Source organism: Nonomuraea sp. NPDC049646, assembly GCF_044465525.1.
Taxonomy (GTDB): Bacteria; Actinomycetota; Actinomycetes; order Streptosporangiales; family Streptosporangiaceae; genus Nonomuraea.
In genome coordinates, this window is the sequence record NZ_JBITLU010000003.1 from 157861 (window position 1) to 171227 (window position 13367).

Below are 13367 nucleotides of genomic sequence, written 5' to 3' on the forward strand. Positions count from 1 at the left end.
CGGACGCGCGGCGGCATTTGTTGGCGTTCAGTCCCACAGGTGCACCGGCAGGCCCGACAGGGCCAGCTCGCGGTAGCGGCGCACGAGCCGTTCCCGGTCGCCGCCGAAGCGCGCCAGCGCCTCGCGCTGCCAGACCGCGCCGGTGCGCCGCAGCCGGGTGCGCTGGGCGATGACGTCCAGCGCGGTATCGGCGTCGTGCGGGGTCACCCCGGCCGCCAGCAGCGCGGCCCGCGCCTCGGGCAGCAGCCTGAGCACCAGGTCGGCGGCCTCGAACTCGCCGTCCAGCCCCGGCCAGGTCAGCTTGGCCTCCAGCCCGTCCTGGGCGGCGCGGTAGAAGTTCTGGTACGCCTCGGCGAACCGGTAGCCGGTCAGGTCCCGCTCGGCCTGCGACAACGTCAGCCCCAGCAGGAACGCGGTGTTCGCGGTCATGTCCGCGCACGAGGGCCCGGCGGGCAGCGCGCGCATCTCGACTCGCAGGTGGCCGCCGTCGGCCGGGTCGTAGACGGGCCGGTTCCACTGCCAGATCGTGCCCTGGTGCAGCCGCAGCTCGGGCACCTCGTGCGGCTCGGCGTCGTCGGACAGGTCGGGCACGATCGGCTCGTAGTCCTGGACGTACCGCTCGAACAGCTCGTGCGCGCCCTCCCGCACCCAGTCCGAGCCGAACGTGACCCGCCCGTCCCTGCGCCCGCGCCGCTCCACGTCGCGGTCGTCGGCCGCCTCCTCCATCAGCGCGATCCGCGTCTCGGCCCACAACTGCCTGCCCAGGAAGAACGGCGAGTTGCCGCACGCGGCCAGCACCGGCCCGATGGCGAGCTGGGCGGCGTTGAACAGCCGGGCGAAGCGGTCGGGCGGCGTGCGGATGTGCACCTGCCAGGAGGTGTTGGCGCTTTCGAGGATCACGTCCTCCACCGACAGCTCCAGATCCTCGATCTTGACGAGGAACGGCTCCAGCCGCAGCCGCCTGATGCCCCTGCTCATGGCCCGGTAGCGGTTCTGGTCGCTCATCGCGCCGATGGTGAAGTCCTCGGCGGCCAGCGTCGGCAGGATGCCGATCGGCAGGGCGCCGCCGTCCTCGACGGCGGCGTCCACCTTGGTCACCGTCTCCTGGATCTCGGCCCCCATGCGCTCGAAGGGCGCGCCGGCCAGCGGCATCGGGGTGAGGTTGACCTCGATGTTGAAGCGGCCCAGTTCGAGCACGACGCGCGGGTCGCCGAGCTTGTCCCGCACCTCGTCGTTGCGCGGCAGCGGCCGTCCTTGCTCGTCGATGAGGAACAGCTCCAGCTCGGCCCCGATGGTGGCCGGCCCCTGGCCGAAGCCAGGGGTTTCGAGCAGCTCGCGAAGAGTGCCGAGCTGCTGCCGGATGCGTTCTCCGAAGCGCGCGTACTCCGCCTCGGAGAACCGCTCTTTGTCCAGATCTCGTCCCATCGCCCCCTTCTGTCCAGTACGCAAGTGTCCACACCTCACCAGCCGATCGGCCCGCCGTCCTCCAGGTAGGCGCCGGTCGGGCCGTCGGCGTCCAGGGTGGCCAGCCGTACGGCGATGGCCGCGCCCTGCTCGGCGGTGCGGAAGCCGGTGTGGGCGTAGGCGGCGAAGTTGAGGTCCCAGAACGGGCTGTCCGGGGTGCGGGCCAGGCTGATCGAGCCCAGCTCGCTGGACATGTTCACGATCCGGCCGGCCGGCGACCTGCGCAGCAGCGGCAGCATGGCGTTGGTCACGGTGACCACGCCGAACACGTTCGTCTCGTAGACCTCCCGCGGCTCCCGCGCGGTGACGGCGCTCAGGAGGCCCCCGTCCAGCCCGCCGGCGACGCCCGCGTTGTTGACCAGGATGTCGAGCGAGCCGTACTCGGCCTCGATCCACTTGGCGGCGGCGGCCACGCTCTCCTCGTCCGTCACGTCGATCCGCACGTACAGCAGGCCCAGCCGCCCGGCGGCGGCCCGCCGGCGGCCCGCCGGCGCCCCTCGTCGCGGGCCCCCACGATCGCGGTGATCCCCCGTCCGTCAGCAGCCGCGCGATCTCGTGGCCGATCCCCTTGTTGGCGCCCGTGATCAGGGCAGTCGTCGTCATGGCCCGACTTTCTCCCGGGCCGGAGGGGGGACGGGAGAGACCCGCGGAAGCTGGGATCGGCGGTACCACCTTCGCGCGCCCGCGTCACCCCGTCCGAGGTGGGCCTGCCCGGCGGCGGGCGGCGCCGCACGCCCGGCCTGCGCCGCCAGGAGGTGGCCCAGCTCGCCGGGATGTCGATCGACTACTACATCCGGCTGGAGCAGGGCCGGGGCCCGCACCCGTCGCGGCAGGTGCTCGGCGCGCTCGGCCGGGCGCTCATGCTGGACCAGGACGAGCGCGCCCACCTGTTCCGGCTGGCCGGCCAGGTGCTGGAGACGCCCCGGATCAGGGAGGACGTGCCCGCGGGCATCCTGCACCTGCTGGCCTTCCTGGAGGACGTCCCCGCCTACGTCCTGGACGCCCGCTACGACCTGCGCGCCTGGAACCCGCTCGCCAACATGCTCATGGGCGACCTGGACTCCCTGCCGCCCGACGGGCGCAACGTGATCCGCTGGGTGTTCAGGTCGCCCGGCATCGCCGAGCACCTGTCCGACGAGGAGAAGAAGAGCCGCTTCGCCCGCGCCTCGGTCGCCGACCTGCGCGTGGCCGCGCCATCTGCCAGGTGCTCGCGGTGCCCGACCGCGACGACCTGCGGCTGGTGCTCTACACCACCGAACCCGGCTCGCCCTCCCACCGGGTCTTGCGCGACCTGCGGCGACTCACTCTAAGCTCATGAGATGCGAGCGGTTGCCTTTGACGTCTTCGGTGGGGAGCTCGACCTGCGCGAGCTGCCCGATCCCACCCCCGCGCCCGGCGGGGCGGTGATCCGGGTCGAGGCGACCGGGTTGTGCCGCTCCGACTGGCACGGCTGGCAGGGGCACGACCCCGACATCAAGGTCTTCCCCCACGTGCCCGGCCACGAGCTGGCGGGCGTGATCGAGGCCGTGGGCCCCGACGTGCGCGGCTGGCTGCCGGGGGCGCGGGTCACCGTGCCGTTCGTCTGCGCCTGCGGCGCCTGCGCGGCCTGCGCGACGGGCGAGCAGCAGGTGTGCGAGCGGCAGACCCAGCCGGGCTTCACCCACTGGGGCTCCTTCGCCGAGTACGTGGCCGTCGACCACGCCGACGTCAACCTCGTCCCGATCCCCGAGGAGATGGCCTACGCCACCGCCGCCGGGCTCGGCTGCCGCTTCGCCACCGCCTTCCGGGCGGTCGTCCAGGTGGGCGAGGTGCGTCCGGGCGAGTGGGTGGCGGTGCACGGCTGCGGCGGGGTCGGGCTGTCGGCGGTGATGATCGCGGCGGCGTCCGGGGCGCGGGTGGTGGCCGTGGACATCAGCGGCGACGCGCTGGAACTGGCCGAGCTGGCCGGGGCCACGCACTTCGTCAACGGCTCGGCCGGCGACGCGGCGGCCCAGGTCAGGGAGCTGACCAGGGGCGGCGCGCACGTCTCGCTCGACGCGCTGGGCAGCCCCCGCACGTGCGCGGCCTCGGTCGAGAGCCTGCGCAGGCGGGGGCGGCACGTCCAGGTCGGCCTGCTGCCGGGCGGCGCGACGCCGGTGCCGATGGACCGCGTGATCGGCCACGAGCTGCGGCTGCTCGGCAGCCACGGCATGGCCGCGCACGCCTACCCGCCCATGCTGGAGCTGATCAGGGCCGGGATCCTGCACCCCGACCAGCTCGTCACCCGGACGATCGGCCTGGCCGACGCGGGCAAGGCGCTGGCCTCGATCGGCTCGGTCCCGGGCGTGACGATGATCCTGCCGCGGGCGGGCGCGTGAGAGCCGGGGCGCGTACGGGCGGGTGAGAGCCGGGGCGCGTACGGGCGGGCGAGAGCTCATTCCTCCAGTTGCACGCCGAACGTCCTGAGCACCAGCGCCAGCATGGCGTAGTGCGCGACGAGGACGACCAGCTCGATCCTGCACACCTCGTCGTAGCGGTCGCACAGGGCCGCCCAGGTGGCGTCGGTGAGGTCGCCCGCGTAGTGGAGGTCGTCGGCCACCTGTAACACCAGGCGGTCCTCGACCGGCCAGAGGGCGTCGAGCTGGCGGACCGACTCGATCTCCACGTCGGTCAGGCCGACCTCGCGGGCGATGCGGGCGTGGTGGGCCCATTCGTAGGCGCTGCCGCTGTGGAAGGCGGTGCGCAGGATGGCCAGCTCGCGGTCGCGGGCCGGCAGTGCGCCGTTGAGCAGCGCGCCGCCGAAGCGCAGCCAGCCTTCGTAGAGCGCGGGGTGCCGGCCCAGCGTCGTGAACACGTTCTGGGGGTTCGCCTGCTGAAAGTCGTCCCATTCCGCAGGAGGCAGGGGCTTCACTCGAGGCTTCATGGCCATGAGCATTCCCCAAAATGAGCGTCCACTTGTGCGGCGGCGGCTTTACCGTCACTTAGGAGGACTTTCCACAGTGCGGGCTTTACGTCAGGATTGAGTGGCCCGCAGGACGTTGCAAGCCTGGTCGACCGCAAGGACCCCATGGTGATTCGAACGTTGCTCGCTGAGGACATGAACCTGGTACGAGGGGCGCTCGTGGCGCTGCTGGCCTATGAGGAGGACATCGAGGTCGTCGCCGAAGTCGAGCGGGGCGACCGCATCCTGGCCGCCGCCCAGTCGTGCCGTCCGGACGTGGCGGTGCTCGACATCGCCCTGCCGGGCATGGACGGGCTCGCCGCCGCCGGCGAGCTGCACGACAAGCTGCCCGACTGCGGCGTGCTGATCCTGACCGGCGTCGGCACCCCCGGGCTGCTGAAGCAGGCGCTGGAGGTGCACGTACGGGGGTTCATGGCCAAGGACGCGCCGCCGGAGCGGCTGGCCGACGCCATCCGCCGGGTCGCCGACGGCGAGCGGGTCATCGACTCGGAGCTGGCCATCGCGGCCATGCGCCCGCCGGAGCCGCCGCTCACCCCCCGCGAGCTGGACGTGATCGGCGCGGCGGCCGACGGCGCCTCCATCGGCGAGATCGCCGCGTCGCTGTTCCTGGCCGAGGGAACGGTCCGGAACTACCTGTGCCGGACGACGGCCAAGCTCGGCGCGCGCAGCCGCATCGACGCCATCCGCATCGCCCGCGAGTCCGGCTGGATCTGACCTCCCTCCGTTGTCACCGCCCGCCCGCTCAGGGACGGGTGTGGGCGGCCAGGAAGGCCAGGACGTCGGCGGCGAGCGCGATGGACCGGCTGACGGCGCGGGCACCGTGGCCGACGTCGCGCTCGTGACGCAGCAGGACGGGACGGGAACCGGCCCGCTGGGCTCCCTGAGCCCCCTGGCCCCGCTGGGCCCACTGCATGGCCGCGCACATCTTGCGGGCGTGCATCGGGTCCACCCGGGTGTCGGCGGCCGAGACGGTGAACAGCGTCGCCGGGTAGCCGGCGCCCGGCCGGACGTGGTGGTAGGGCGAGTACGCCATCAGCCAGGCCAGGTGGTCGGGGTCGGCGGGGTCGCCGTACTCGCCGGTCCAGGACGGGCCGAGGCCGCTGAGGTGGTAGCGGGCCATGTCCAGCAGCCCGGCCGAGCAGACGGCGGCGGCGAACAGGTCGGGGCGCTGGGTGAGGGCCGCGCCGACGAGCAGGCCGCCGTTCGACTCGCCCCAGATGCCGAGCTGCTGCGGGGTCGTCCAGCCGTCGGCGATCAGTTTCTCGGCCGCGGCGACGAAGTCGTCGAAGACGTTCTGCTTGCGTTCCAGCATGCCGTCGCGGTGCCAGGACTCGCCCTCCTCGCCGCCGCCGCGCAGGTTCGCGATGGCCAGCACGCCGCCCGACTCCACCCAGGCCAGCGAGTCGGCCGCGTAGCCGGGCATGAGGGGGATGCCGAAGCCGCCGTAGCCGTTGAGTATCGCCGGGCGGGGGCCGGAGCCGGAGGAGAGCGCGACCACGACCATGCGCACGGGGGTGCCGTCGGCCGAGGTGTACTCGACGTGGTGGCTCTGCACGTCGGGCAGCGCGACGCGGCCGGGCGGGGCGGCCCACAGGGTGGCGGCGCCGGTGCGGGCGTCGTAGCGCCAGATCTCGGCGGGGGTGACGGCGTCGGTGTAGGTGAACCAGGCCTCGTGGCCGCCCTCGGGGCGGGAGCTGAGCGAGGCGATCGAGCCGCTGCCGGGCAGGGGCACCTCGCCCAGCCGCTCCCCCGTCCTGGCGTCGTGCACGGCGATCTCGCCGACCGCGTGGCGGGTCCTGGAGACCAGCAGGCGGTCGCCGTCCAGCAGGGTGAACGCGCCGAGCACCGCCCGGGGGTCCTCGGGGACCAGCTCGCGCCACACCTCGGGCTCGGCCGGGTCGGCCACGCACAGCCGGCGCCGGGGGGCGTTGCGGTCGGTGAGCAGGTACAGGCGGCCGTCGGAGGCCACCGCGCCCGCCGTGCGGACGTGCGCCCCCTCCTGGACGACCCGCAGCTGCGGCCGGGCCGGGTCGCCGCCGGCCAGGTCCGCCAGCCAGAGCGAGTTGCCGGCCGTGCCGCCCGCGGAGATCGTCAGCCAGCGGCCGTCCGCGCTGAGCTGCACGCCGTAGGAGACCGGCCCGCCGGTCAGGACGGGGACGTCGTCGGGGACGCCGAGCCGGTGCAGGTGCACGCCCTCGTGGAAGCGCACGTAGTAGAAGCCCTCGCCGCCGGGCAGCCAGGCGACCGGGGAGTAGCGGCAGCCGCCGATGGGGCCGTCCACGAGCTTGCCGGTGTCGACGTCCTCGACGTACAGGTCGGCCTTCTCGTCGCCGCTGCGCGAGAGCTGGTAGGCGACCAGGCGGCCCTGCGGGTCGGGCTGCCAGTCGTCCAGGGTGGTCAGGCCGGTGGGGTCGCGGTCGGCCGGGTTCAGGAAGGGCCGGTCGTCGCAGTACAGGACCGGGTGCTCCTGGCAGCCGGTCTGCCGCAGGTGGAAGCGCCGGCCGCCGCGCCACACGGGCGGGGTGACCAGGCCCGTGACGCTCAGCTCGGTGAGCCGGGTCAGGAAGCGCTCGCGGTCGGGCAGGCGCGCGGCGGCCTCCCGCCACAGCCGGTCCTGCGCGGCCAGCCATTCCCCGGTCCGCGGGTCGAGGGGGTCCTCCAGCCAGCGGTACGGGTCGGGGATGTCGCGCCCGTGGAGGCGGTCGGTGACCGGTTGACGTTCGGCGGGCGGGTATTCGTCTGCAAATGTCATGACACGGGCTCCGGTTGCCAGTGGCCGGCCAGGTCGGCGTACAGGGGCGAGACCCGGATCAGCTCGTCGTGCGTGCCGATCGTGATCCGGGGTCCGTCCATGAGCAGGACGCGGCGGGCGCGCAGCGCGGAGGTGAGGCGGTGCGCGACCACGACGAGCGTGCCGCCTCTGGCCGCGAAGGCGTTCTCGGCCAGGGCTTCGGCGGCGGGATCGAGGTGACAGGTGGCCTCGTCCAGGATGATCAGCGGGGCCTGGGTCAGGTGGGCGCGGACGAGGGCGAGGAGCTGGCGCTGCCCGGCCGACAGCGCCGCCGGGTCCAGCGTGGCGTCGTACCCGCCCAGGCTCTCGACCAGCTCGGTGGCGCCCAGGGCGGCCACGGCCTCGTCCAGGCGGCCGGACCCGGGCGCGAGGTAGGCGAGGTTGTCGCGCAGCGTGCCGCGGAAGACGTACGCCTCCTGGGGGATGAGCACGCGGGCGGCGGGGTCGGCGCGGTCGGCGGGCACGCCGCCGATCAGCACCTCCCCCTCGCCGGGCCGCAGGATGCCGCTGAGCAGGGCGGCGAGCGTCGACTTGCCCGCGCCGCTCGGGCCGACGACGGCCAGGTGGTCGCCCTCGGGGACGGTGAGGTCGAGGCGGTCCAGGACCGGCGCCGAGTGCGGGCCGTAGGCGAAGGTGACCGACCGCAGCGTGACGCCGCCGCCGGACGGACGGACCTTGGGCGGGGACGGCGGCTGCGGCGGCGCGGCGGCGGCGATGCGGCGCAGCGTGGCCACGAGCCGCACGCCGCTCACCCCGAGCCCCTGGACGAGCCCGCCGAGCGCGGGGGCCAGCGACTGGGTGACGTAGGCCAGCGCGCCGACGATCACGCCGGGCCGGGCGCCGCCGTCGAGCAGCCAGGGCGTGCCGGCGAGCAGCAGGACGACGGGCAGCCAGCCGCCGACGGCCAGCGCGGCGGTGCGCACCGCGGTCACCCTGGCCAGGGCGCGCGCGGCGTCGCGCTGCTCGCCGACCTGGCGGGCCAGCCGCGCGTCCTCGCGGTCCTGCAGGCCGCACGCCTCGATGTCGCGCAGCCCGGCGGCCGTCGCGGTCATCGACCGGGCCAGCTCCTCGTCGGCCAGCAGGAACGCGCGCTGCCGCCGGGCCAGCGCGGGCAGCGAGGCCAGGAAGAACGCCAGCCCGGCCGCGAACGGCGGCAGCACCAGCACGAGCGTGCCCGGCGCCAGCGTCAGCAGCCCCAGCACCACGCTGACCAGCGTGAACGCGAACCCCCTGACCGTCGTGACCACGGCGGCGAAGGCGTCCCTGGCCAGCTCGACCTGGAGCCCGGCCCGCGCGGTGGCCGCGCTGTCGGGCCGCTCGTCGAGCGGGCGGCGCAGCGCTCCCTGCACCACCCGCGTCAGGAGGTCGTCGCGGAACGGCTCGGCCACGGCGGCCACGGCCAGCACCACCTGGCGGGCGCCGACGGCCGAGACCAGCCACGCCACGCCGAGCGCCGCCAGCCAGGCCAGCCCGGTCAGCGGCCGGGCGCGGGCGAAGCCGTCCTCGATGGCGCGGGCGACGGCGTGCCCGACCAGGAAGGCGGGCGCGGCCTCCAGCACCGACCAGAGCAGGATGGCGACCAGCCGCCGCGGGTCGCGGACGAGCGCCCGCCGGAACCCGGCCGCCGCGCCGGGGACCGCGGGGACGCCGGAGCCGGGGGTCATGGGCGGGCCTCCTGGAAGACGGCCCGGTAGGCGGGGTCGCGCCACAGCACCTCGTGCGGGCCGGCGGCGCGCACCCGGCCCTCCTCCAGCCAGACGACCTGGTCGGCGCGGGCGGCGGTGGCCAGGCGGTGGGCGGTGATCAGGCGGGTGCGGCCCCGGGGGTCGCCGGTGAGCGCCCGGCTGACCTCGCGTTCGGTGACGGTGTCCAGGCTGGAGGTGGCGTCGTCGAGCACCAGCAGCCGATCCCCGCGGGCGAACGCCCTGGCCAGGCCGAGCCGCTGCCGTTCGCCGCCGGACATGGGCGTCTCGGCCAGCGGCGTGTCGTAACCGGCGGGCAGCCGGCGGACGAACCCGTCGGCGCGCGCCGCCAGGGTGGCCTCACGTCCCTCCTGGGAGCCGGGGACGGCGCCGATCGCCTCGCCGACGGTGTCGCCGACCAGCACCGGCCGCTCGAAGGCGTAGCCGATGGCCGAGCGCAGGCCGTCGCGGGTCAGCTCCCGCAGCGGGACGCCGTCGAGCAGCACGTCCCCGCGCGCGGGGTCGGCCAGGCGGCCGGCGAGCGCGGCCAGCAGGGACTTGCCGGAGCCCGACCGTCCCACGACGGCGGTGACCGTGCCGCCGGGGATCGTCAGGTCGCCCACGGTGAGCCCGTCCGCGGCGACGTCGCGGAACTCGACCGTGCCGGGGCCGGGCGGCAGCGCGCGCGATCCGTGGCGGACCGGGGGCAGGGTGAGGACGTCGGCGACGCGGGCGGCGGCGGCCCGCGCCCTGGCCAGGCCGCCGACGTAACCGAGCGAGGTGCTGAGCGCGGCCCCGAGGGCGGCGTAGCGGGCGGCGGCGTACAGGTCGCCGACGGTGAGCCGCCCGGCGGCCAGCATGAACCCCCCGGCGGCCAGCACGGCGACCTCCAGCAGCGGGATCATCAGCCCCGACCGGACCCCGGCGGAGGCGTTCGCACGCCACAGGGCCATGCCGTGCTCGCGCAGCCGGGGCAGGGGCGCCAGCACGCGCCGGGCCTCCTGGCCGGCGGTCCCGGCGGCGGCGATGGTGCGGGCGCCGTCGAGGGCGTCCACGAGGCGGGCCGCGATCTCGCCCTGGACCTCCTGGTAGCCGCCGGAGATGACGGTCGTGGCGCGCAGGAAGGCGCGCAGGACGAACACGATGAGGACGATGCCGGCGGCGAGGGTGAGGGTCAGCAGCGGATCGATGAGGGTGAGCGCGACCAGGGCGCCGACGGTCGGCACCAGCAGGGCCAGGGCGCCGGTGACCGTCTCGGGGGCGCGTCCGGCCTCCTCGGCGTTCAGCCCGGCCCGGGTGACGAGGTCGCCCTCGGGGAAGCGGCGGGTGGCGGCCCGGCCGACGCCGAGCACGTGCCGCAGCACGCCGAGCCGCAGCCGGGCGGCCGCGTACGCGCTGCTCGCCCCTCTGGCCCAGCCGCCGAGGCTCTCGCAGAGCACCACCACGGCGACCACGCCCGCGCACAGCGCCAGGGCGGTGACGGCCGCCGGCGAGCGGGCGAGGAGCAGGTCGAGCGTGCGGCCGACGAGGAACGGGACGGCCAGCTCACCGGCCGCGCCGGCGACGGCGGTGAGCGCCAGCACGGCGGGCCACGGGCCGCAGCGCCGTACGGCGTCCGTCACCAGGCGGTCTCCCGGTCCCACCTGCCGGCCTCCTTCGGACTCGAGAGGTCCCCGCGCCACCACGAAACGGCGCGGGGACCCTGTCAGCTATCAGTGGCAGAGAGCGACACTGAGGTTGCTCGGGTGACCCGAGTGACACGTGAGAGCAGTGAGCGAGCTGCCGCCGCTGGCCACGTCGCTGGCCGCGGGAGCCTCCAGACCCTGCAGGTCGAGAAGAACCATGTTCTACACCTCCTTCCGCGGTTGATCATGCGCAGGCCGCTCTGGTGCGGCCTCCAGGAACGGCAGGCGTGCCGGCTGGTCTCCCAGCACCGCCCCGAGGGCGAACAGCACGCCGGCCGTACCGGTCGCGAAATCCATGGACAGGCGCAACAGCCCGTCGCCGGGGAAGGCCAGGCCGCCGCCGTACGGGATGGCGTGCCAGGTCAACCCCTTGATCAGCTCGCGGGCCACCGGATCTCCGGCGAGCGCCGCGATGATGCCCGCGCGGCCGGTGAACAGCCCCGGCTGGACGAAGAACCCGGAGCGGGCGACCAGCTTGAGCCGGTCCAGCTCGGCGGCGAGTTCGTCGTCGTCGCGGTGCGCGAGATAGCGTCGGAGCACCATGGCGATGCCCACGGAGCCCTCGTCCAGGTAGGGCAGCATCCGCCAGCCCTGGTTCACCTGGAGCGAGCCGTCCTCCGAGGCCCGGCAGCGCCGCAGGTCCTGCCTGAGCGCGATCTCGGCCAGGTCGAGCAGCGCCCGGTCGCCGGTGTGCTCGTAGGCGTGCAGGAAGAGCAGGGCGGAGCCGGACGAGCCGTACATGAGGCCGGCTCTGGGGTTGTCGCCGCCGCTGATCTCGGGCACGTCCTCGGGGCCGCCGAGGCGGTCGGCGCAGATGTCCACCGCGCGCATGGCGTGCCCGGTCAGGGCGGGCTCGGTCCGGCCGAGGCGCAGGAGGTTCAGGCCGATGCCGGACAATCCGGAGTGCAGGGCCGTCTCCATGCGTTCCCACTGCTCGCGCAGGGCGATGTCGACGACGTCGAGCGCGTCCTGGCGGTGCCCGAGCCGGTCGAGGACGTGGGCGATGCCGTGCAGGCCGTCGTACAGGCCGATGCCGGAGCCGGGGGCGGGGCGCAGGGCGCGCTCGCGCAGCCAGGTCTCGTACTCCGGGAAGGGCCCGAGGCCGGTGGCCGACAGGGCGAGCAGCACGCCGGCCGCGCCGGTCGCCACGTTGAGGCCGCCGCCGGGCTTGAACTGGGCGACGTCGCCGGGGAAGAGGCGGTCGTCGCGCTCGGGGGTCGCGGCGGCCTGGATGGCCCGGCACATCGCCTCCCGCAGCTCGGCCCAGGTGGCCGTCCCCGGCATCGGCACGGGGGTCTCCACGGCCTGGTCACCCGCGATGGTCGCGGCGGCGGCGTCCATGAAGGCACCGGGGACGGGGAAGGTCTCCTTGACGATCCGCGCGAGATGGACGATCTTCGGCCGGTGGATCGGCAGCATGATCGTGCACTGCGGGGCGAACAGGGCGAAGCGCAGGCAGGCCAGCGCGTACCGGTCGACCTCGACGCCGTGGCGGTCGCGCGGGGCGGCGAAGGCGGGATGGGCCAGCGCGGCCCTGGCCCGGTCCGCGGCCAGGGTGGCGACCTCGTAGTCGATGAGCACGACCCGGCCGTCCTGGGTGAGCAGGATGTTGTCGGGGTGCAGGTCGCCGAAGACGACACCGCGTCCGTGCAGCGACTCGACGGCCTCCTCGACGCTGTGCAGGGTCGTGGTGGCCCAGGCGGTGTAGTCGGCGAGATCCTGCTCGTCGCAGGTGGCGCGGGTCAGCGGGAAGCGGCGCACCAGCCGCCGCTGGAGCGGGGTGCCGTCCACGAACTCCTGGACGAGGAAGTGGTGGCCGCCGATGCTGAAGTAGTCGCGCAGCTCGGGGGCGGCGGGCAGGCCGGCCAGGCGGCGCAGCATGTCGCGCTCGTGTTCGAGCCTGGCGACCGCGTCCCGGCCGGCCACGTCGAGGCCGGCGTGCGGCCTGGCCTCCTTGAGCACCACCCGTTCGTCGGTGCGGGTGTCGCGGGCCAGGTAGACGCCGCCGCCGTTGGAGAAGTGCAGCACGCTCTCGATCCGGTACGGCAGCCCCTCCATGGTCACCGCGTTGCGCGCGGCCAGGTGGGGTTCGAGGAACTCGGGCAGCGTCGTCCAGGGCGGCACCGAGAAGGTCGCGCCGCGCACGTCGGGGATCAGCTTGCCGTCGCCGTCCTCGACGGCCAGCACCCGCTCCCCGGACGGGGACAGGCAGTGCCGCTCGGCGAACCCGCCGTACCGGACGAACATCGGCCCGTCGCCGTAGCGCAGGTCGCTCAGGATGTACGGCCCCTCGACGCCGCGCAGCAGCTCGTCGAGCTCCTTGAGCACGAGTTCGAGCTGCCCCTCGTCCCGGGGGTAGATGGTGACCAGCTTGCCGCTGGAGGCCCGGGAGGCGGCCTTGGAGTTGACCATGACCAGCACCGCCGGGCCGCGCAGGAACTTGAAGGCGACCCCGCGGGGCACGCAGTAGTCCCACACGGTGTCGACGACCTTCTCGGCGTCCTCGACGCGGGCCGACACGTGGATCTTCCAGCCCTGGGTCGGCAGGGGCGCCTCGCCGGTGGGCATGTAGTACGCCCAGGTGTCGCTGAGGTCGTGGGCCCAGCCGTCGGGGACGGGCCGGCGCAGCTGGGCGAAGTCGACGTCCGCCGCCGTGCTGTGGTCGGGAGTGTCGTAGAAACACTGGTCCACAAGGCAGTAGAGCTCGTACTTGTCCATTTGGCGCGGCCCTCCGAGGCGGTGTGGTTAGAGCCTGCCGCACCCGCGCCGGGCCGGACTAGTAACACGCAACATGCGCCATATAT

General features: G+C 74.6%; 11 protein-coding genes. 3 read left to right on the forward strand and 8 right to left on the reverse strand.

All coding sequences use genetic code 11. The features are described from left to right. Window positions 1-27: 27 nt before the first annotated feature. Window positions 28-1425: a glutamate--cysteine ligase gene (locus ACIBQ8_RS09785; RefSeq protein WP_397175010.1), complete on the reverse strand. Its 1398-nt coding sequence runs from the start codon at window positions 1423-1425 to the stop codon at window positions 28-30. Window positions 1426-1460: 35 nt separating this feature from the next. Further along, a complete protein-coding gene (locus tag ACIBQ8_RS09790; RefSeq protein ID WP_397191711.1) occupies window positions 1461-1907 on the reverse strand; it encodes an SDR family NAD(P)-dependent oxidoreductase in 447 nt (148 codons plus the stop codon). A 258-nt stretch (window positions 1908-2165) separates the two neighbouring features. Between ACIBQ8_RS09790 and ACIBQ8_RS09795 the strand changes: the two genes are divergently transcribed. Both ACIBQ8_RS09795 and ACIBQ8_RS09800 read left to right on the forward strand, forming a co-directional pair. After that, window positions 2166-2774: a helix-turn-helix transcriptional regulator gene (locus ACIBQ8_RS09795; RefSeq protein ID WP_397191712.1), complete on the forward strand. Its 609-nt coding sequence runs from the start codon at window positions 2166-2168 to the stop codon at window positions 2772-2774. Window positions 2775-2783: 9 nt separating this feature from the next. After that, on the forward strand, window positions 2784-3821 hold the full coding sequence (locus tag ACIBQ8_RS09800; RefSeq protein ID WP_397175005.1) for a zinc-dependent alcohol dehydrogenase family protein: 1038 nt from the start codon (window positions 2784-2786) through the stop codon (window positions 3819-3821). Window positions 3822-3877: 56 nt separating this feature from the next. Here the strand turns inward: ACIBQ8_RS09800 and ACIBQ8_RS09805 are convergent, their stop codons facing one another. Next, window positions 3878-4366: a carboxymuconolactone decarboxylase family protein gene (locus ACIBQ8_RS09805; protein WP_397175003.1), complete on the reverse strand. Its 489-nt coding sequence runs from the start codon at window positions 4364-4366 to the stop codon at window positions 3878-3880. A gap of 144 nt (window positions 4367-4510) precedes the next feature. Between ACIBQ8_RS09805 and ACIBQ8_RS09810 the strand changes: the two genes are divergently transcribed. Next, window positions 4511-5119: a response regulator gene (locus ACIBQ8_RS09810; RefSeq protein WP_397175002.1), complete on the forward strand. Its 609-nt coding sequence runs from the start codon at window positions 4511-4513 to the stop codon at window positions 5117-5119. A gap of 28 nt (window positions 5120-5147) precedes the next feature. Here ACIBQ8_RS09810 and ACIBQ8_RS09815 read toward each other — a convergent pair whose 3' ends face one another. The 5 genes from ACIBQ8_RS09815 to lanKC all read right to left on the reverse strand — a co-directional run bounded on the left by ACIBQ8_RS09815 (window position 5148) and on the right by lanKC (window position 13281). Continuing rightward, window positions 5148-7157 (reverse strand): prolyl oligopeptidase family protein, encoded by a 2010-nt coding sequence (locus tag ACIBQ8_RS09815; RefSeq protein ID WP_397191713.1) that lies wholly within the window; start codon window positions 7155-7157, stop codon window positions 5148-5150. After that, a complete protein-coding gene (locus ACIBQ8_RS09820; RefSeq protein WP_397191714.1) occupies window positions 7154-8860 on the reverse strand; it encodes an ABC transporter ATP-binding protein in 1707 nt (568 codons plus the stop codon). The genes ACIBQ8_RS09815 and ACIBQ8_RS09820 overlap by 4 nt, the downstream gene beginning before the upstream one ends. Beyond that, on the reverse strand, window positions 8857-10521 hold the full coding sequence (locus tag ACIBQ8_RS09825) for an ABC transporter ATP-binding protein (protein ID WP_397191715.1): 1665 nt from the start codon (window positions 10519-10521) through the stop codon (window positions 8857-8859). Before ACIBQ8_RS09825 ends, ACIBQ8_RS09820 begins: the two co-directional genes overlap by 4 nt. Before the next feature lie 69 nt (window positions 10522-10590). Then, the gene (locus tag ACIBQ8_RS09830; protein ID WP_352327332.1) at window positions 10591-10722 is read right to left on the reverse strand and encodes a SapB/AmfS family lanthipeptide; all 132 of its coding nucleotides are present in this window, start codon (window positions 10720-10722) and stop codon (window positions 10591-10593) included. Window positions 10723-10725: 3 nt separating this feature from the next. After that, entirely contained in the window at window positions 10726-13281 is a 2556-nt protein-coding gene (gene lanKC, locus ACIBQ8_RS09835; RefSeq protein WP_397191716.1) for a class III lanthionine synthetase LanKC, read from the reverse strand. Window positions 13282-13367: the final 86 nt, after the last annotated feature.

Coding starts and splice junctions, on each gene's coding strand:
- ACIBQ8_RS09815 (WP_397191713.1), bottom strand. CDS start 7,157: ATGACATTTGCAGACGAATACCCGCCCGCCGAACGTCAACCGGTCACC.
- ACIBQ8_RS09810 (WP_397175002.1), top strand. CDS start 4,511: ATGGTGATTCGAACGTTGCTCGCTGAGGACATGAACCTGGTACGAGGG.
- ACIBQ8_RS09820 (WP_397191714.1), bottom strand. CDS start 8,860: ATGACCCCCGGCTCCGGCGTCCCCGCGGTCCCCGGCGCGGCGGCCGGG.
- ACIBQ8_RS09800 (WP_397175005.1), top strand. CDS start 2,784: ATGCGAGCGGTTGCCTTTGACGTCTTCGGTGGGGAGCTCGACCTGCGC.
- ACIBQ8_RS09805 (WP_397175003.1), bottom strand. CDS start 4,366: ATGAAGCCTCGAGTGAAGCCCCTGCCTCCTGCGGAATGGGACGACTTT.
- lanKC (WP_397191716.1), bottom strand. CDS start 13,281: ATGGACAAGTACGAGCTCTACTGCCTTGTGGACCAGTGTTTCTACGAC.
- ACIBQ8_RS09830 (WP_352327332.1), bottom strand. CDS start 10,722: ATGGTTCTTCTCGACCTGCAGGGTCTGGAGGCTCCCGCGGCCAGCGAC.
- ACIBQ8_RS09785 (WP_397175010.1), bottom strand. CDS start 1,425: ATGGGACGAGATCTGGACAAAGAGCGGTTCTCCGAGGCGGAGTACGCG.